Annotated in this window: 16 protein-coding genes; 13 read left to right on the forward strand and 3 right to left on the reverse strand. The window is 64.4% G+C overall.

Features of this window, described 5'->3' with window-relative positions:
* The 7 genes from DCO57_RS09735 to DCO57_RS09765 all read left to right on the forward strand — a co-directional run bounded on the left by DCO57_RS09735 (window position 1) and on the right by DCO57_RS09765 (window position 8,143).
* Entirely contained in the window at window positions 1-849 is an 849-nt protein-coding gene (locus DCO57_RS09735; protein WP_116698700.1) for a carbohydrate ABC transporter permease, read from the forward strand.
* A 54-nt stretch (window positions 850-903) separates the two neighbouring features.
* Window positions 904-2,982 carry an alpha-galactosidase gene (locus DCO57_RS09740; protein ID WP_116698701.1) on the forward strand — a complete coding sequence of 693 codons (2,079 nt, stop codon included), beginning with the start codon at window positions 904-906 and terminating at the stop codon, window positions 2,980-2,982.
* A gap of 66 nt (window positions 2,983-3,048) precedes the next feature.
* Window positions 3,049-3,813 (forward strand): SDR family oxidoreductase, encoded by a 765-nt coding sequence (locus DCO57_RS09745; RefSeq protein WP_116698702.1) that lies wholly within the window; start codon window positions 3,049-3,051, stop codon window positions 3,811-3,813.
* Window positions 3,810-4,742, forward strand: coding sequence for a 2-dehydro-3-deoxygalactonokinase (locus tag DCO57_RS09750; protein WP_116698703.1), 933 nt, complete (start codon window positions 3,810-3,812; stop codon window positions 4,740-4,742). Before DCO57_RS09745 ends, DCO57_RS09750 begins: the two co-directional genes overlap by 4 nt.
* A complete protein-coding gene (locus tag DCO57_RS09755) occupies window positions 4,739-5,353 on the forward strand; it encodes a 2-dehydro-3-deoxy-6-phosphogalactonate aldolase (RefSeq protein WP_116698704.1) in 615 nt (204 codons plus the stop codon). The genes DCO57_RS09750 and DCO57_RS09755 overlap by 4 nt, the downstream gene beginning before the upstream one ends.
* A 4-nt stretch (window positions 5,354-5,357) precedes the next feature.
* The gene (locus DCO57_RS09760; RefSeq protein WP_116698705.1) at window positions 5,358-6,197 is read left to right on the forward strand and encodes an SMP-30/gluconolactonase/LRE family protein; all 840 of its coding nucleotides are present in this window, start codon (window positions 5,358-5,360) and stop codon (window positions 6,195-6,197) included.
* 44 nt (window positions 6,198-6,241) lie between these two features.
* Entirely contained in the window at window positions 6,242-8,143 is a 1,902-nt protein-coding gene (locus tag DCO57_RS09765) for a beta-galactosidase (RefSeq protein ID WP_116698706.1), read from the forward strand.
* A 21-nt stretch (window positions 8,144-8,164) separates the two neighbouring features.
* Here DCO57_RS09765 and DCO57_RS09770 read toward each other — a convergent pair whose 3' ends face one another.
* The 3 genes from DCO57_RS09770 to iolG form a co-directional block, all read right to left on the reverse strand.
* Window positions 8,165-8,839 carry a DsbA family oxidoreductase gene (locus tag DCO57_RS09770; protein ID WP_116698707.1) on the reverse strand — a complete coding sequence of 225 codons (675 nt, stop codon included), beginning with the start codon at window positions 8,837-8,839 and terminating at the stop codon, window positions 8,165-8,167.
* A 118-nt stretch (window positions 8,840-8,957) separates the two neighbouring features.
* Window positions 8,958-10,082, reverse strand: a complete 1,125-nt coding sequence (locus tag DCO57_RS09775; protein WP_116698708.1) for a Gfo/Idh/MocA family oxidoreductase — start codon at window positions 10,080-10,082, stop codon at window positions 8,958-8,960.
* Between the two features lie 100 nt (window positions 10,083-10,182).
* Window positions 10,183-11,181, reverse strand: coding sequence for an inositol 2-dehydrogenase (gene iolG / locus DCO57_RS09780; protein ID WP_116698709.1), 999 nt, complete (start codon window positions 11,179-11,181; stop codon window positions 10,183-10,185).
* Window positions 11,182-11,299: 118 nt separating this feature from the next.
* Between iolG and DCO57_RS09785 the strand changes: the two genes are divergently transcribed.
* From DCO57_RS09785 to iolD, 6 genes are all read left to right on the forward strand, one after another.
* On the forward strand, window positions 11,300-12,154 hold the full coding sequence (locus tag DCO57_RS09785; RefSeq protein ID WP_208977880.1) for a MurR/RpiR family transcriptional regulator: 855 nt from the start codon (window positions 11,300-11,302) through the stop codon (window positions 12,152-12,154).
* 141 nt (window positions 12,155-12,295) lie between these two features.
* On the forward strand, window positions 12,296-13,237 hold the full coding sequence (locus DCO57_RS09790) for a sugar ABC transporter substrate-binding protein (RefSeq protein ID WP_116698710.1): 942 nt from the start codon (window positions 12,296-12,298) through the stop codon (window positions 13,235-13,237).
* A gap of 201 nt (window positions 13,238-13,438) precedes the next feature.
* Window positions 13,439-14,566, forward strand: coding sequence for an ABC transporter permease (locus DCO57_RS09795; protein WP_116698711.1), 1,128 nt, complete (start codon window positions 13,439-13,441; stop codon window positions 14,564-14,566).
* Between the two features lies 1 nt (window position 14,567).
* A complete protein-coding gene (locus DCO57_RS09800) occupies window positions 14,568-15,347 on the forward strand; it encodes an ATP-binding cassette domain-containing protein (protein WP_116698712.1) in 780 nt (259 codons plus the stop codon).
* Between the two features lie 30 nt (window positions 15,348-15,377).
* Entirely contained in the window at window positions 15,378-17,324 is a 1,947-nt protein-coding gene (gene iolC / locus DCO57_RS09805) for a 5-dehydro-2-deoxygluconokinase (protein ID WP_116698713.1), read from the forward strand.
* On the forward strand, window positions 17,321-19,162 hold the full coding sequence (iolD, locus tag DCO57_RS09810) for a 3D-(3,5/4)-trihydroxycyclohexane-1,2-dione acylhydrolase (decyclizing) (RefSeq protein ID WP_116698714.1): 1,842 nt from the start codon (window positions 17,321-17,323) through the stop codon (window positions 19,160-19,162). Before iolC ends, iolD begins: the two co-directional genes overlap by 4 nt.
* Window positions 19,163-19,212 lie beyond the last annotated feature (50 nt).

The raw sequence follows: 19,212 nt of genomic DNA on the forward strand, positions 1-19,212 counted from the left end.
ATGTTTCCCACACCGATTGAACGCACCTCGCGCGCCTGGCAGATCAGCTATCAGACCCTGCTGCCGCTGGCGCTGATCCTCTGGCTCCTGCCGCTGATCGCCGTGGCGATCTTCTCCGTCAAGCCGGATTCCGATTTCGCCAATGCCAACTACTGGGGCTGGCCGTCATCCTTCGAGGGCTTCACCAACTACGCCCTGGTGTTCACCGGATCGGACATGCCGCAGTATCTACTGAACTCCTTCAAGATCACCATCCCCACGGTGATCGGCGCGGTGACCCTGTCCTGCATGACCGGCTTCGCCCTCGGCGTCTACAAGTTCAAGGCCAACATCTGGATCTTCTTCATGTTCGTGGCCGGCAACTTCGTGCCGTTCCAGATCCTGATGGTGCCCGTGCGCGACCTCACCCTGCAGATGGGCCTCTACAACACCATCACCGGCCTGGTCCTGTTCCACGTCGCCTTCCAGACCGGCTTCTGCACGCTCTTCATGCGCAACTTCATCCGCGCCCTGCCCTTCGAGCTGATCGAGGCCGCCCGGGTGGAAGGCATCGCCGAATGGCGGATCTTCTGGTATGTGGTCCTGCCCCTGATGAAACCGGCCATCGCCGCGCTGTCCGTGCTGATATTCACCTTCATCTGGAACGACTATTTCTGGGCCGTGGTGCTGACACAGGGGGTCGAAAGCCAGCCGGTGACAGCGGGCATCACCTCCTTCAACGCCCAGTACCGCGCCGCCTATCACCTGATGAGCGCCGGTTCCATCGTCGCCGCCCTGCCGCCGGTCGCCATGTTCTTCCTGATGCAGCGCCACTTCATCGCCGGCCTGACCCTCGGAGCCGTCAAGTGATGTGCATGCATTCATTTCGCCGGGACAAATCGCCGGATACAGGGAGTGCGGGAAATGCGGGCTAGGACCTGGCATCTGGGCGACGCCCGCCAGAGCCTGGTTCTGGCAAGTTTTGCGGACCGCCTGCCGGAAGTCGTCTACTGGGGGCCGTCGCTGCCGGACAGCGAGGATCTGAACACGCTCGCGGCGGCCTCGGTCACGGACGTCACCGGCGGCATGATCGACGCGAACGCCCCCGTCAGCCTCAACCCCGAAGCGTCCCTGACCTTTCCCGGCCAGACCGGCCTGACCGCGCGCGATGCATCCGGACGGCCTCTTGCCCCGTCCTTCCGCTTCGAGAGCGAGACCGCCTCTGAACACGGTCTCACGCTCGTCTTCACCGACAGCAGCCTCGGTCTGCGCCTGGGGTTCGAACTGACCCTGACACCGGATAGCTCGCTGCTGAAGCTGCAGACGCGCCTCGACAGTGCGGACGAAATCCAGGTGGACTGGCTGGCCGCGCCGGTCCTGCCCGCCCCGGCGCACCTGGGCGAGATGATCGAGTTTTCCGGCCGCTGGTGCGCCGAGTTCCTGACCCGCCGCCTGCCCTTCGCACCCGGCGCCCGCCTGCGCGACAACCGCACCGGCCGCACGGACCACGCCCATTTCCCCGGTCTCATCGTCTGCGGCGCCGAGACCGGCAACACCTGCGGCGAAGCCTATGCCTTCCACTACGGCTGGTCCGGCGGACACAGGATGGTCGCCGAGGAGCTCGCCGACGGCCGGCGGCAGATCCAGTTCGGTCATGCCTCCGCCGCTATGGCGCCGGGGCACAGCTTCCGCACCGCCCCGCTCTATGCCACCTATTCCCCCGCCGGCCTCAACGGAGCGGCGGTTCTCTTCCAGCGTCACGTGCGCGACCATCTCGTCAAGGGCGCCCGCTCCCCGCGCCCGGTGCACTACAATTGCTGGGAAGCGGTCTATTTCGATCACAGGCTCGACGACCTGAAGTCCATCGCCACCCGGGCGGCGGACCTGGGGGCGGAGCGCTTCGTTCTGGACGACGGCTGGTTCGGCCGGCGCGACGACGACACCTCGTCGCTCGGCGACTGGGTCATCGACCGCCGCAAGTACCCCGATGGCCTGACCCCGTTGATCGAGCATGTCAGGGCGCTCGGCCTCGAATTCGGCATATGGTTCGAGCCGGAGATGATCAACGAGGACAGCGACCTTCACCGGGCCCATCCCGACTGGGTGCTTGGCCCGGCGGACCAGACCCGCGGCCGCCAGCAGCTTGTGCTCGACATGTCACGGGACGACGTCCGCAACTATCTCTACGACCACATCGCCAACGTCCTTGCCAACAATGACGTCGGCTACATCAAGTGGGACCACAACAGGGTGCTGCCTGTCGTCGACAGCGACCAGACCGAAGGCGTTTACGCGCTGCTGGACCGCCTGCGGGAAGCCTTTCCCGATGTCGAGATCGAAAGCTGTTCGTCCGGTGGCGGGCGCATCGATTTCGGCATCCTGGAGCGCACCCAGCGGGTATGGCTCTCCGACAGCAACGACGCGCTGGAGCGCCAGCGGATCCAGCATGACGCAGCGCTGTTTCTGCCCGCGTCCGTCACCGGATCCCATGTGGGACCGCGCCAATGCCACACGTCCGGCCGGATCCTCGACATCGGCATCCGCGCCTGGACGGCCGCCCAGCGGCACATGGGCTTCGAAATGGATCCGCGCGAACTGACCCCGGCTGAGGCGGACACGTTGCGTCAGGTCACCGTCTGGTGGAAAGCCAACCGCGACTGGATGATGCGGGCGGACATCCTGCGCCTGGACAGTGCCGACCCGGCCGTGATCGCCGAACAGCAGCTCTCGCAGGACGGTGGCCGCTTCGCGGTCTTCGCCGCGCAGATCCGCACCAGCGACCAGATCCTGCCGCAGCCGCTCCGGCTCACCGGACTGGACCCGGAGGCCACGTACCGGATAACCCTGACCAACCGGGGCGATGTCTCCCGCCTGTCCCGCGGCGCTCCGCTCCTGAAGGACAGGGACCTTGACGTCAGCGGACGTTATCTGATGTCCCGGGGTCTCAATCTACCCTGGCGGTTCCCCCAGACCATATGGGTGCTGGAAGGCCGGCGGCTGTGAGCCGTCGCAGGCCGCCACCTCCCTTTCGGTCCTGACCGCCCGCACGAACGAATGAAGGAAACTGAAATGCACGCCAACTTCCCGGATCTCAAGAATGCATCGGTTTTCATCACCGGCGGAGGATCCGGCATCGGAGCGGCACTGACCGACGGATTTCTGGCACAGGGGGCCAGGGTCGCCTTCGTCCAGCGGTCGGATGCGGCCGCCTTTTGTGACGAAATGCAGGAAAAGCACGGGCAGCGTCCCCTCTATCTGCCCTGCGACATCACCGACATTGCCCGGCTGAAAGCCGCCATGAGCGAAGCCGCCGAAGCCCACGGTCCCATTTCCGTGCTGGTCAACAACGCCGCCAACGACCAGCGCAAGAAGACCGAGGAAGTCGACGAGGCCTTCTGGGACTGGTCCCAGGCCATCAATCTGAAGTCCTATTTCTTCGCCTGCCAGCAGGTGATCGCCGGAATGCGTGCGGCCGGCGGCGGTGCGATCGTCAATTTTTCCTCCATTTCCTACATGATGGGCGCGGCCGGTTACGCGCCCTACACGACCGCCAATTCCGGCATCAACGGCATGACCCGGAGCCTGGCGCGGGAATTCGGCCCCGACAACATCCGCGTCAACGCCATCGCCCCCGGCTGGGTGCTGACACAGAAACAGAAGGATCTCTGGGTGACGCCGGAAGCGCTGGCCGCCCATATCGACCGTCAGTGCCTCAAGGTGGAGCTCGCGCCCGAAGACATGGTCGACCCGGTGCTGTTCCTGGCCTCCGACGCCAGCAAGGCGATGACCGGCCAGGCCCTTGTGGTCGACGGCGGCGTCGTGGTGACCGGATGACACGCCAGGAACACGCGCCCCCTGCGGCAGACTGGATCGCGGCGGACTGGGGAACAACCAACCTGCGCATCTGGGCACTCGGCAAATCCGGAGAGACTATCGCCCACCGCAGCTCGGAAAAGGGCATGGGCAAGCTCGCTCCAGGGGAATTCGAACCCGCCCTTCTGGAGCTGACCGCCGACCTCCTGAGCGAAGGCCGCAGGACTCCCGTCATCGTGTGCGGCATGGCCGGCTCCCGTCAGGGCTGGGCCGAAGCCCCGTATCTGACAACCCCCTGCCATCCGCCCACCATCGGTGACGCCACAGCCGTCACCACCCGGGACTCCCGGCTCGACGTGCATATCCTGCCAGGCATCAAACAGCTCCAGCCTGCCGACGTCATGCGCGGAGAAGAGACCCAGATTGCAGGGTTTCTTGCCGCCGAACCCGGGTTCAACGGCCTGCTCTGCCTTCCGGGAACCCACACCAAATGGGTCTTCCTGGACGGGGGGCGCATAACCGCCTTCAGGACCTTCATGACCGGCGAGCTTTTTGCCCTGCTGTCCGGCCAGTCGGTCCTGCGCCACGGTGTCTCGCAAAAGGAAATGGATCCCGACGCCTTCTCGCAGGCCGTCCGGGACATGGCGGACGAACCGGTGCGGTTCGCAGCGGACCTCTTCGGCATCCGGGCCGCCGGCCTGATCGCCGGCCTCGGTCCCGAGCAGGCCCGCGGGCGTCTGTCCGGCCTGCTCATCGGCGCCGAACTGGCCGCCGCACGCAAGGACATCGCAAGCCTTCCCGTGGCGATCCTCGGCAGCGACGGTCTGGCACGAACCTACCGGAGCGCCCTGGAAAGCCTCGGTCACAGCGCCAGACTGCTGGATGCGGACACGATCACCCTTCAGGGCCTCACCCTCGCCCATTCTTCCTATGCAAAGGTATCCTCATGAGCCGCCATCTCATTGCGATCTTGCGGGGACTGACCCCGGACGAAGCCCTGCCCGTCACCGAATGCCTGATCGAAGCCGGCATCACCCGGATAGAAGTCCCGCTCAACTCTCCGGACCCGCTGAAAAGCATCGCCGCCATGGCCCGCACGTTTTCCGGCCGCGCGGAGATCGGCGCGGGCACAGTGCTGGCGCCCGGGCAGGTCCGCGACGTCAAGACCGCCGGGGGAACGCTGGTCGTTTCGCCGGACTGCAATCCGGAGGTAATCGCCGCGACCAAGTCGGAAGGCATGGCCTCCTTTCCCGGTGTCATGACGCCGAGCGAGTGCTTCACCGCCCTGCGCAGCGGAGCGGACGGCCTGAAGTTTTTCCCGGCCTCGCTCATCGGTCCGGACGGTCTGAAGGCCATGCTTGCGGTCCTTCCGAAAGGAACCGCGACCTATGCGGTCGGCGGTGCGGGTCCGGACAATTTCGGCAGCTGGATCAAGGCGGGCGTAACCGGTTTCGGCATCGGCACCGCCCTCTTCAAGCCCGGCTTCACCGTCGCCGACATTCGCGAGCGCGCGAAAAACATCGTTGCCGCCTATGACGCGGCGGTATCAACCTGTGAGTGACCCCATGATCGATGTTTTCGATGACCGCCGATGCGAACTCGGCGAAGGCCCGCTCTGGCACCCGGAACGTGGACAGCTTTTCTGGTTCGACATTCTCAACAAGCGGCTGATGAGCAATGAGAACGGCACGCCGAAATCCTGGCAGTTCGACGAGTATGTCTCCGCCGCCGGCTGGGTCAGCAAAACGGAGCTGCTCATCGCCAGCGCCAGCATGCTGTTCCTGTTCGACCTGGAAACGACCGCCTCGCGCAAGCTCACCGATCTGGAAGCCGACAATCCGGTGACCCGGTCCAACGACGGCCGCGCCGACCCGCAGGGCGGATTCTGGATCGGCACAATGGGCTTCAACGCCGAGCCGGGTGCCGGATCGATCTACCGCTATTACAAGGGCGAACTGCGCAAGCTGTTCGGCGACATTACCATCACCAACGCCATCTGCTTCTCCCCCGACGGCCGGACCGCCTATTTTGCCGATACGCACAGGCAGTTGCTGCAGCAGATCGCCCTGGACGAGGATGGTTGGCCAGCGGGCACACCGGCGCTGTTCAGGGATTTCTCCGAAGAAGGCCTTTTTCCCGACGGCGCGGTTGTCGACAGCCAGGGATTCATGTGGAATGCCCAATGGAGCGCGGGCCGCGTCGCCCGTTATGCGCCGGACGGCGGTTTTGCCGGGGAAGTCTGCCTTCCAGCCAGCCAGACCACCTGCCCGGCCTTCGGCGGTCCGGACATGCAGACGCTGTTCGTGACCTCTGCGGCGCTCGACCTGTCCGGAGAACCTGACGGCAAGACCTGGTCCAGCCCGACCGGCATTCGCGGCCAGGCGGAACCCCGCGTAATTCTCTAGTGCTTCCCGCGTTGACATGACCGCGGGCCGACCAAGGTGACCAAATGAAACGTACTCTGGGCACGTGTTATTATCCTGAACATTGGCCGGAAGAAATGTGGGAGGCCGACGCCCGCCGCATGGTGGAGACCGGCCTCACCTGGGTGCGCATCGGCGAGTTCGCGTGGTCGCGCCTCGAACCGGCCCCCGGCAGCCTGATGTTCGACTGGCTCGACCGGGCCATCGAAGTTCTGGGGCAGGCCGGACTGAAGGTGGTGCTTGGCACGCCGACGGCCACGCCGCCCAGATGGGTCGCTGAAAAGCATCCGGACATGTTCGCCGTGGATGCCGAAGGCAGACCGCGCGGTTTCGGTTCCCGGCGCCACTACTGTTTTTCCCATGAGGGTTTCCGGCGGGAAAGCGACCGCATCGTCCGGCTGCTCGCCGAGCGCTACGGCAAGAACCCCCATGTCGCCGCCTGGCAGACCGACAACGAATACGGCTGCCACGACACCGTGATTTCCTATTCCCAGGCTGCCCTCAAGGCCTTTCGTCTCTGGCTCGCTGCCCGTTACGGCAGCATCGAGGCGCTGAACCGGGCCTGGGGCAACGTCTTCTGGTCGATGGAATATGCCTCTTTCGACGAGATCGGCCTGCCCAATCTCACCGTGACGGAACCCAACCCGTCGCACACGCTGGCCTTTCGGCGCTTTTCCTCCGACCAGGTGGTCAGTTTCAACCGGCGGCAGGTGGAGATCATCCGCGCCTTCTCCGACGCACCGATCAGCCACAACTACATGGGCCGGATCACCGACTTCGACCATTTCAAGGTCGGTGACGATCTGGAGATCGCCACCTGGGACAGCTACCCGCTCGGCTTCCTGGAAGACCGCGTCGGTGCCGGAGCCGCCCATCAGCGCGCCTTCGCCCGCCAGGGCGACCCGGACTTCCAGGCCTTCCATCACGATCTTTACCGGGCTGTCGGCAAGGGGCGCTGGTGGGTCATGGAACAGCAGCCCGGTCCGGTGAACTGGGCTCCGCACAACCCCGCGCCGCTGCCGGGTATGATGCGGCTGTGGGCCTGGGAGGCCTATGCCCATGGCGCCGAGGCGGTCTGCTACTTCCGCTGGCGGCAGGCCCCCTTTGCCCAGGAACAGATGCATGCCGGGATGCTGCGTCCGGACAATGCCGACGCCCCGGCCCTGCTGGAAGCCCGCCAGGTCGCCGACGAACTGATGCAAGCGCCGGATGTCTCGGCCCCCCGCGCCCCAGTGGCGCTGCTCTTCGACTATGACGCCGACTTCGCCTGGGCCATCCAGCCGCATGGCGCGGGCCTCAGCTATTTCCAGCTGGTCTTCGACACCTTCAGGGCCCTGCGCAAGCTTGGCCTGTCCGTCGACATCCTGCGCGGCGAGACGCGCGACTTCTCCGGCTACCGGATCGTCGCCGCGCCCGGGCTGATCTACATGCCCCAGGATCTGAAGAAGGCTCTGGCGGAAACGGATGCGAAAGTGGTTCTGGGACCGCGGACGGCAGCCCGCAACGCCGACATGGTGATCCCCGTGCCACTTCCCCCGGACATGCCGGGACTGGACGTGACCGTCGCACGCGTCGAAACGGTACGTCCCGACATGCCGATGCCGCTGAAGGGCGGCGGCTGTTTCACCGGCTACCGCGAAGAACTGGAAGGCGCCGCCGAGCGTGTCTTCGACCTGGAAGACGGCCAGCCCGCTGTCATGCGCTCCGGTCATCTGACCTATGTGGGCGGATGGTGCGACGAGGTCGCCCTGAAGCGGCTCTACTCGGATCTTTGCCGGCAGACCGGCATCGAGACCATGGACCTGGAAGGCGGCGTGCGCTGCCGGGACACGGACGGGGTCAGGATCTGGACCAATTACGGTGCAGAACCGGCAGACACGCCCGCCGGCCGGATCGAGGCGGCCGGGGTGCTTTTCCAGAAGCTCTGAGAACAGGGCTGGAGTGCGTCTTCACTCCGCGTCGTTGGCCATGAGCTGCCTGATGATGGAGGCGTAGTTCTCCGCGCCCTGCGCGCCCGTGATCAGGTGCCGTCGGTCGAAGACTACGGCCGGGACCCCCTGGATGCCGTTCCGGGTCCAGAAGCCTTCCTCGTCGCGGACCTGGTCGGCGAAGCGGCCGTCCTCCAGAACCCGCACCGCCTCGTCCCGATCGAGACCGGTGGCTTGCGCGATATCCGCCAGGGTCTGCGTGTCGCTCACGTCCTTGCCGTCGGTGAAATAGGCTTCGAACAGCGCCATCTTCAGCGGGTGTTCCTTGCCTTCCGGTCCGGCCCAGTGAAGCAGTTGATGCGCTTTGGACGTGTTCACCATGCGCATCTCGTCCGTGAACCTGAAATCGATCCCGAGCCCGGCGCCCAGCGCGGTCAGCCGCTCCCGTGCCTCCTGGGACTGCTCGGCGGTCGACCCGTATTTGCGCATGATATGCGCGCGCAGGTTTTCGCCCTCCGCCGGCATGTCCGGATTGAGTTCGAACGGATGCCACTTGATCGCCGCCGACACGCCCGTGTCCGCGATCGCCTGTTCCAGTTGCCTGAAACCGACGAAGCACCAGGGACAGACCACATCGGAGACGATGTCGATCTGCAGCATGTCCTCAAGGTCGGCCGTCTCCGCGCCTGTCGTCATGGAATGTTCCTTCCCGCTGGCCCTGGCGTGCGGGCTGGAACCACGCTGCGGGCCGGCCTGCTCTCGCCTGTCTGTCAGGCTCATATAGGGGACAATCCACGGCGCGGAAAGGTGGCGATTATTTCAGGGAAACCCTTTTCTGCTCCGCACCGGCCTCGGCGATGGCGTGAATGACCGCTTCGAAATGCAGCGCGTCGGAGAACGACGGCACAGCCGGACGGTCTTCCTGAATCGCCCGCAGGAACTCATGCACCTCGATCACCTTCAGATCGTTGAACCCCAGCTGATGCCCCGCCGCGGGCACGAACTGTCCGTATGGTGGATGGTCCGGCCCCGTGAGCAGGGTCTTGAACCCCTGCTCGGCCACCGGTCCGCGGTTCTGGTAGAGCCGCAATTCGTTCATCCGCTCCTGGTCGAAGGTGATCATGCCTTCCGTGCCGTGCACCTCGAAAGCGATATAGCTCTTACGGCCCCAGGCGCTGCGCGAGGTGGAAATGACCCCGTGCACCCCGTTTTCGAAGGTCAGCAGCGCCGACGCGATATCCTCGTTCTCGACCGGACGGTGTTCGTCCGAGCCAGCCTCCACCGGGCGAGTGGCATGAACGGTCCGGGTTTCGGCGATCAGGCTTTCGATCGGCCCGACCAGTCCGGCCGCCAGGGAGACGAGATGACAGCCGAGATCCCCGAGCGTGCCGAGCCCGGCACCGGCTTTCGTCGCCCGCCAGGTCCAGGCAAGCGACGGATCGGCCTGGTAGTCCTCGTCCACCATGCCCCGGAAATGCACGATGCGACCGATGGCCCCCTCGGCGATCAGCTTGCGGGCATGGGAGATCGCCGGATTGTGCAGATAGTTGTAGCCGACGATGGTTTTCAGGCCACTCCTGGCAGCAAGGGCCTGCATGGCCCGGGCATCGTCCAGTGTCAGCGCCATGGGCTTTTCAAGATGCACATGCTTGCCGGCCTGAAGCGCGGCCATGGCCATCTCCCGGTGCACCTTGTTCGGCGTGGTGATGCAGACGATGTCGACCTTCGGATCGGCGACCAGATCGCGCCAGTCGTCGGTGGCCCGGGCAAAGCCGAACTGATCGGCAAGACCGGCCGCCTTTTCCGCAGGCACGTCACACAGCACCTCCAGCCGTGTTTGCGGGACGTCGCCGAAGACGGCCTTCACCGACCCATAGGCCAGCGCATGACACTTGCCCATGAAGCCCGTGCCGATCAATCCGATGCCGAGACTTTTCATTCTGCCGATCCTCCCGTCGATCTGTTTCCTCATGTCCGGTCCCATCCGTGACGACAGCATGCCGCCCGTCCACGGGACCGGGCCGGATGGATCCGGTTGCTCAGATCTCGTCCATGCCGACGGCGCGCCGCTCGGCCACCGACTTCAGCGCAGCCTCCGCCAGCGCCAGCGCCTTCAGACCGTCGTCGCCGCTCGGAGAGGGCGTCTTGCCGCTGCCGACGGCTTCGACAAAACCGGCAATTTCCGCCGCATAGGCTTCCGTGTAGCGGGTCATGAAGAAATCATGCAGCGGGGGACGGGTATAGCCGTCCTGCGTGGCCAGCTCGATCGACACCGGCCGAATGTTTTCGGCAGCTACAGCGCCCCTGGAACCGTGCACCTCGATACGCTGGTCATAGCCGTAGGTGGCGCGGCGCGAGTTGGAAATGGAGCACTGCTTGCCGGAGGCCGTGGTCATCACGACCATGGCGCTGTCATAATCGCCCAGCGCGCCGATTTCCGGGTCTATCAGGACCGAACCGGTGGCATAGACGGTCGTCACCTCTTCACCGAGCAGGAACCGCGCCATGTCGAAATCGTGGATGGTCATGTCCCTGAAAATGCCGCCGGAGGTCTCGATGTAGGACGTCGGCGGCGCGCCCGGATCGCGGGAGGTGATCTGCACCATCTCCACATCGCCGATCCGGCCCGTGTCGATCGCTTCGCGCACCGCCCTGAAATGCGGGTCGAACCGCCGGTTGAAGCCGATCATCAGCGTTGCGCCGAGTTCCTCGACCGTCTTGAGGCAGGACTTCACCCGGTCCAGCGACAGGTCGATGGGCTTTTCGCAGAACACCGCCTTGCCCGCGCGGGCGAACTGCTCGATCAGATCCGCATGTGTCGTTGTCGGGGTGCAGATCACCACCGCGTCGACATCCCCGGATGCGGCGATTTCATCGATCGTCCGGACGCTGGCCCCATAGCTCGCAGCGAGGGTTTCGGCGGCTTCCGGGAAAGCATCCGCAACCGCGACGAGCGTCGCTCCCTCCGCGGCGGAAACCGCCCTGGCATGCACCTTGCCGATGCGTCCGGCGCCCAGCAGCGCAACTTTTACCGTCATGACTTTTCCTCCGGAGTGGCACGGCGCTGAGCAGACTGCGACAGCCGCTTGCCATTTTAGAATAAAAATTCCAAAATCATCTTAAACGGAATGTGTCAAGCTGGAAATGAAGAAGACAATGAACGATGCAAAGCCGGGCACGTCCCCTGCCCCACCCCTTGACGGCACCACTCACGAGACCATCGACTCGTTTTTCAGGCATCTCGGAGACACGGCGGACAGGCTTCCCAAGCGACTGAAACAATTCGCGGAATTCATCGCGGCCAATCCCGACCGGGTGGCCGTATCCACCGTTGCGGAACTCGCCGAAAGCGCCGAGGTCCAGCCCTCGGCAGTCATGCGTTTTTGCCAGGAGATGGGCTTCTCCGGGTTTTCGCAAATGCAGAAGCTCTTTCGCTCCGACTATTCGCAGAAATGGCCGGACTACGCCACACGGCTGGCCAAACTCCGCGAACACGGCACCGAATCTCCTTCCGCCCTCCTGGCCGAATTCGTGGAGGTCGGCCGGGCGTCGCTGGAAAACCTCATGACCACGGTCGACCCGCATGCCCTGCAACAGGCGGTCGATGTGCTCGCCCGAGCCGAAACCATTCACATGATCGGCTTCCGCCGCGCTTTCCCGGTGACATCCTACCTGGCCTATGCCTTTGAAAAAATGGACGTTCCAGCCGTTCTTCATTCCGGCATCGCCAATATCAACATGGAACACCTGATCCGTCCGAAGGATGCGGTCATCGCCGTTACATTCGCCCCCTATACGGAGCTGACCCTCGAGATGACCGCCAGGGCCCGTGCTGTCGGTGCGGAAATCGTGGTCATCACGGACGTGGTGACAAACCCGCTCGCCCGCCTCAAGACCATCCAGCTCCTGGTCTCGGAACTCGACGTGGGTGCCTTCCGTGCACTGTCCGCAAGCCTTTCGCTGGCCATTGCCCTAGCCGTTTCGGTGGGGGCCCAGCGCAACAGGATTTGATTTTTTGGAAAAAATCTGTTGCACAAATAGAAAAATGGAATTTAAATTCCAAAGTGGTTGCGAGCACTCGTGACCACCACAGACTTCTGAAAAACGCGGGCGGGAGAAATTGGCCTGCGGAACCTGTTCTGGGAGGAACGCATGAAGAAGACACTTATCGCGATGGCCGCCGCAGCCGTTGCCTTCACCGGCCTGTCTGCTCCGGCCTCGGCCGAGGGCGAGCGCTTCGTTCTGGTGAGCCACGCTCCGGACAGCGACAGCTGGTGGAACACCATCAAGAACGCGATTGCCGTCGCCGGTGAGCAGATGGACGTGGAAGTGGAATACCGCAATCCGCCGACAGGTGACCTGGCCGACATGGCCCGCATCATCGAGCAGGCCTCGGCATCCAATCCGGACGGCATCATCGCCACCATCGCCGATTTCGACGTTCTGTCCGGCCCCCTCTCAAATGCGGTCGCCAAGGGCATCCCGGTGATCACGATCAATTCCGGCACCGAGGAGCAGTCAAAGCAGCTCGGAGCGCTGATGCATGTCGGCCAGCCGGAATACGACGCGGGCAAGGGTGCCGGCGAAAAAGCCAAGGCAGCCGGCGTGACGGACTTCCTGTGTGTCAACCACTACATCACCAACCCGGCCTCCGTTGAACGGTGCCAGGGCTACGCCGACGCACTCGGTCTCGAGCTTGACGGCCGGATGATCGACAGCGGCCAGGATCCGGCGGAAATCAAGTCAAAGGTCATGGCCTATCTGCAGACCAATCCGGATACCAACGGCATCCTGACCCTCGGGCCGACCTCCGCCCATCCGACCCTCGCTGCCCTGGAAGAGTCGGGCAAGTCCGGAACCATCCATTTCGGCACCTTCGACCTGTCCGGTGAAATCGCCGAAGGCATCAAGTCCGGCGTGATCGCCTTTGCCATCGACCAGCAGCCTTATCTTCAGGGTTACCTGCCGGTGGTGATTCTGACCAACCTGGCGCGCTATGGCGTCGTTCCGGGCAATTCCATCAATTCCGGCCCGGGGTTCGTTACCAAGAACAACATCGCCCTGGTGGAAAAATACGCCGGTGAATATCGCTAGCCGGTCCTGCAGCCGGCCCGGAACAGCTTGATCCGGGCCGGTCGACGGCCAGTACGGGTCGCGGTCCGCTGCCACCGCTTTCTGAAAAACACTCTACGGAACAAGGTTGTGCGGCCGGACCGCATGGAAGCGGAACAGGCTGCGGCCCGACACATTTCGCTAAGGAGACGGCCGGCTGTTCCGGCACGCAGGAGGACCCTCATGGCGGAGACACAAACCGCAGCCACGCCAGAACAGGACGAACGCATCCGGGAGATGTCCGCCTTTCGCAAGGCACTGATACGTCCCGAGCTCGGTGCAATCTGCGGCGCGATTCTCGTCTTTGTATTCTTCATCGCCATTGCCGGCGACAGCGGCATGTTCGCTCCCGAAGGCATCATCAACTGGGGCACGGTGTCGGCCCAGTTCGCCATCATCGCCGTCGGCGCATGCCTTCTGATGATCGCAGGTGAATTCGACCTGTCCGTCGGCTCGATGATCGGATTCTCCGGCATCATCATCGCCCTGCTGACCGTGCACTGGGGCCTGCCCGCCTGGTTTTCCATCCTGACAGCCTTCGCCCTGACGCTCACGATCGGCGCGCTGAACGGCTATCTGGTGATCAGGACCGGCCTTCCGTCCTTCATCGTCACGCTTGCATCCCTGTACATTCTGCGCGGCCTGACGATCTTCATTTCCATTACCACGACCCGCAAGACCATCATCGGCGGGGTGCGCGAGGCCGCAGAGGGCGACCCGATCGCCTGGCTGTTCGGCGGCAAGGTTTTCTCCGGCCTGTTCGTCTGGCTTGCGGACATGGGTGTGGTCGGCAAGTTCGTTGCAGGCCCCCGGGCCGGGCAACCGGTCGTCGAAGGCATCCCGATGCTGATGGTCTGGGCACTTGCGCTGATCGTCTTCGGCCATTTTCTTTTGACCCGCACCCGGTTCGGCAACTGGATTTTCGCATCCGGCGGCGATGCCCAGGCTGCGCGCTATGTCGGCGTCCCGGTGAACAGGGTCAAGATCCTGATGTTCATGTTCTCCGCCTTCTGCGCCACGATCTTCGCCACCTGCCAGGTGATGGAGTTCGGGTCTGCCGCCGCCGACCGCGGTCTTCTGAAGGAATTCGAAGCCATCATTTCCGTGGTGATCGGCGGCGCGCTGCTCACGGGCGGCTACGGCTCGGTGGTCGGCGCGGCCCTGGGCGCGCTGATCTTCGGCGTGGTCCAGCAGGGCCTGTTCTTCGCCGGTGTCGAAAGTTCACTCTTCAGGGTCTTCCTCGGCGTGATCCTGCTGCTCGCCGTGATCCTCAACACCTTCATTCGCCGCATGATCACGGGGGAACGCTGACATGTCCGCTCCATTGATCGAACTCGTCGACATCGAGAAGCATTTCGGCCCGGTCATCGCCCTCAACGGGGTTTCCGTCTCCGTCAATGCCGGTGAATGCCATTGCCTTCTGGGCGACAACGGCGCGGGCAAGTCCACCTTTATCAAGACCATGTCCGGCGTCCACAAGCCGACCAGGGGCAAGATACTTGTCGAGGGTCGGGAAGTCGATTTCGACAGTCCCCGCGATGCCATGCAGGCCGGGATCGCAACCGTCTATCAGGACCTCGCCATGATCCCCCTCATGTCGGTGACCCGGAATTTCTGGATGGGTCGCGAACCGCAAAAGCGCGTCGGTCCGTTCAAGTTCTTCGACTTTGCAAAGGCCAATGAAGTTACCTTGACCGAAATGGCCAAGATGGGTATCCGTCTGCGCTCGCCCGACCAGGCCGTCGGCACCCTGTCGGGCGGCGAACGTCAGACGGTGGCCATCTCCCGCGCGGTCTTCTTCGGCGCCAAGGTGCTGATCCTCGACGAGCCCACCTCCGCGCTCGGTGTCCGCCAGACATCGAACGTGCTGGCCACCATCGACAAGGTCCGCAAGAACGGGATCGGTGTTGTCTTCATCACCCACAATGTGCGTCATGCCATGGCTGTCGGCGACCGGTTCACGGTGCTGAACCGCGGCAAGACCCTTGGCACGGCGAAGCGGGGCGACATCAAGGCCGAGGAATTGCAGGACCTGATGGCCGGCGGCCAGGATCTCGCCCAGCTCGAAGGCTCCCTGGGCGGAACGGTCTGACCTGAACCGTTCAATTGACGGAATGTGCATGTGAAGAAACTCGATGTGATCACCATCGGCCGCTCGTCGGTCGATCTCTACGGGGCCCAGGTCGGCGGCAGGCTGGAGGACATGGCGTCCTTCAACAAGTATGTCGGCGGCTCTCCCACCAACATGGCGACCGGCACGGCGCGGCTCGGCCTGAAGTCCGGCCTGATCACCCGTGTCGGCGATGAGCATATGGGGCGCTTCATCCGCGAGGAGCTGGAACGGCACGGCGTCGACACAACCGGCGTCGTCACCGACCGGGAGCGCCTGACGGCCCTCGTCCTGCTCGGCATCCGCGACCAGGAGCAGTTCCCGCTGATCTTCTACCGCGAGAACTGCGCCGACATGGCCCTGTGCGAGGACGATATCGATCCGGCCTTCATCGCCTCGGCGAAAGCCGTTGTCGCGACCGGCACCCATCTGAGCCATCCGCGAACCGAGGCCGCCGTCCTCAAGGCGCTCAATCTTGCCCGTGAAAGCGGCGCAAGAACCGCCCTCGACATCGACTACCGGCCCAACCTTTGGGGCCTGGCCGGACATGGGGACGGCGAAAGCCGCTTCATCGCGTCCGAAAAGGTCACCGCCAAGCTGCAGGCCACCCTGCATCTGTTCGACCTCATCGTCGGCACGGAAGAGGAATTCCATATTGCCGGCGGCACCACCGACACGGTCCAGGCCCTGAAAAACGTCCGCAAGGTCTCCGGCGCGACACTGGTGTGCAAACGCGGTCCCATGGGCGCGTCGGCGTTTTCCAGCGACATTCCGGAAAGCCTGGATGACGGAATTTCCGGACCCGGTTTCCCGATCGAGGTTTTCAACGTGCTCGGTGCCGGCGACGGCTTCATGTCCGGCCTGCTGAAAGGCTGGATCACCGGCGAGGACTGGGTGACCAGCCTGACCTACGCCAATGCCTGCGGCGCATTCGCCGTCTCCCGTCACGGCTGCACTCCCGCCTATCCGAGCTGGGAGGAACTGCAGTTCTTTCTGGAGCGCGGCGTGCGCAACAGGGCGTTGCGCAAGGACCCGGAACTGGAGCAGATCCACTGGTCCAGCAACCGCCACCGGACCCACGGCGGCGACAGGTCCACCATGCGCGTCTTCGCATTCGATCACCGCGTACAACTCGAGCAGATGGCCGACGAGACCGGTGCGTCCCACGAGCGGATCGCCGCCTTCAAGAGCCTGTGTCTCGACGCAGCCCTGAAGGTTTCGGACGGCCGGACGGGCTACGGCATATTGTGTGACAGCCGCCTCGGTCGCGAGGCCCTGTATCAGGCCGCCGGAACCGGTCTCTGGATCGGGCATCCGGTGGAGTGGCCGACCTCCCGGCCGCTGACCCTGGAACCGGAAATCGGACCGGATTTCGGCGGCCTGGCCGAATGGCCTACGGAGCATGTCGTCAAGGTGCTGTGCTTCTACCATCCCGATGACACCGACACGATGAAGGCGCAGCAGGAGGACGTCCTCAAGCGCCTGTTCGCCGCCTGCCGCCGCAACCGGCTGGAAATGCTGCTGGAGGTCATCCCCTCCAAGGTCGGGCCGGTCGACGACGACACCACGGCGCAGATCATCCGCCGCATCTATCAGATCGGCATCTTCCCCGACTGGTGGAAGCTGGAGCCCCTGACCTCACGGACGGCCTGGGCGAAGGCCTGCGAAGCCATCACCTCGAACGATCCCCATACCCGTGGCATCGTGGTGCTCGGCCTGGATGCGCCCGAGGAACAATTGACGGCGAGTTTCGCGCAGGCCGCCCAGTTCAGTCTGGTCAAGGGCTTTGCCGTCGGCCGCACCATCTTTGCCGAGGCCGCCCGCAACTGGCTGGCCGGACGCATCTCCAATGAGGACGCCGTCGCCGACATGACCCACCGTTTCGAACGCCTGTGCCGCATCTGGGACGATGCCCGCACCCGGGCCCGATCCAATTCAGCCCAAGGAAACCAGGAATGAGCACGATCCGCCTCACTGCCTCCCAGGCCATGGTCCGTTATCTGGCAGCGCAGATGACGGAAGACGGAGACCGTTTCATCGATGGCGTCTGGGCGATTTTCGGCCACGGCAACGTCGCCGGCCTGGGCGAGGCCCTGGAACAGGCCGGCAATGCATTGCCCACCTGGCGCGGTCAGAACGAACAGACCATGGCCCATACGGCAATCGCCTATGCCAAGGCGAAGAAACGCACCCGCGCCATGGCGGTCACCTCCTCCATCGGACCGGGCGCCACCAACATGGTCACGGCCGCCGCCCTTGCCCATGTGAACCGTCTGCCGGTGCTGCTCATTCCCGGCGATGTCTTCGCCAACCGCGCGCCCGACCCCGTGCTTCAGCAAGTCGAGGATTTCGAGGACGGCACCGTGTCCGCCAACGACTGTTTCCGTCCGGTCTCGCGCTATTTCGACCGGATCAGCCGCCCGGAACACCTGTTGACCGCCCTGCCCCGCGCCTTCCGGGTGATGACCGACCCGGCGAACTGCGGGCCGGTGACCCTGGCATTCTGTCAGGACACCCAGACCGAGGCCTTTGACTATCCCGAAAGCTTCTTCGAGCCGAACGTCTGGCGGATCCGCCGCCCCGAACCGGACAGCCGCGACATCGCCGAGGTTGCCGATCTGCTCCGGGCCGCGAAGACCCCGGTGATCGTCTGCGGCGGCGGTGTGATCTATTCACAGGCGGAAGAGACACTCGCCGGTTTCGCCACCCGGCACGGCATTCCGGTCATAGAAACCCAGGCCGGAAAGTCGGCGCTGGCCCAGTCCCATCCGATGAATTTCGGTGCCGCGGGTGTCGATGGCGCGGAATGCGCAAACAACCTGGCCGAAAGCGCCGATCTGGTCATCGGTGTCGGTACCCGCTTCCAGGACTTCACGACCGGGTCCTGGGCGCTCTTCAAGAACCCGGGCCGCAAGCTGGTCTCCATCAACGTGCAGGGCCATGACGCCCTGAAACATGGGGCCGTCGGCGTCGCCGGCGATGCAAAAGCGTCGCTGCAGAAACTCTCCGCGGCCCTCGGTGACCACAAGGCGGAGGCCTTCGATCCGCAGGCCCGTCTCGACTGGCTGGCGAGGGTCGACGCCCATTGCAGCGCCCGCACAGATGTTCACGAGGACTATCTGCCCCTGGATGCCGAGGTCATCGGCGCAGTCCAGCGCACTGCGACCGACAAGACCGTCGCCATGTGTGCCGCAGGCACGATGCCGGGCGCCCTCAAACTTCTGTGGCAGGCGCCCCGGGGCGGCTACCACATGGAATACGGCTACTCCTGCATGGGATATGAAATTGCCGGAGCCATGGGCGTCAAACTGGCCTGCCCGGAGCGCGATGTGGTCTGCTTCGTCGGCGACGGCTCCTACATGATGGCCAATTCCGAACTGGCCACTGCGGTCATGCGGCGGGTGCCGTTCACCGTGGTCCTGACCGACAACCGCGGCTACGGCTGCATCAACCGGCTGCAGATGGGCACCGGCGGTGCACGCTTCAACAATCTCTACGCCGACTGCAATGTCGAAGCCCAGCCGGAGATCGACTTTGTCGCCCATGCCGCGTCCATGGGAGCCCATGCGGTCAAGGCACGGGATATCGCCGATCTGGAAGCGCAGATACTGGCAGCCCGCGAAAGGCCCGTGCCCACGGTCATCCTCATCGACACCGACCCGATGCACGGCCCCGGCGAAGGCGGCGGCGGGGCCTGGTGGGATGTCGCCGTCCCGGAAGTCTCCGAACGCGCCGAGGTCGAGCGGGCCCGGAAGGACTATGAGGCAGCCCGCAGACATCAGCGCGCCGCCGATTGAGGAAGGCGCCCGCCGGCGCCTTCCGGACACGGGTTCTCTCTCCCGGCCGC

Source organism: Labrenzia sp. 011 (genome assembly GCF_003075075.1).
Lineage (GTDB): Bacteria > Pseudomonadota > Alphaproteobacteria > Rhizobiales > Stappiaceae > Roseibium.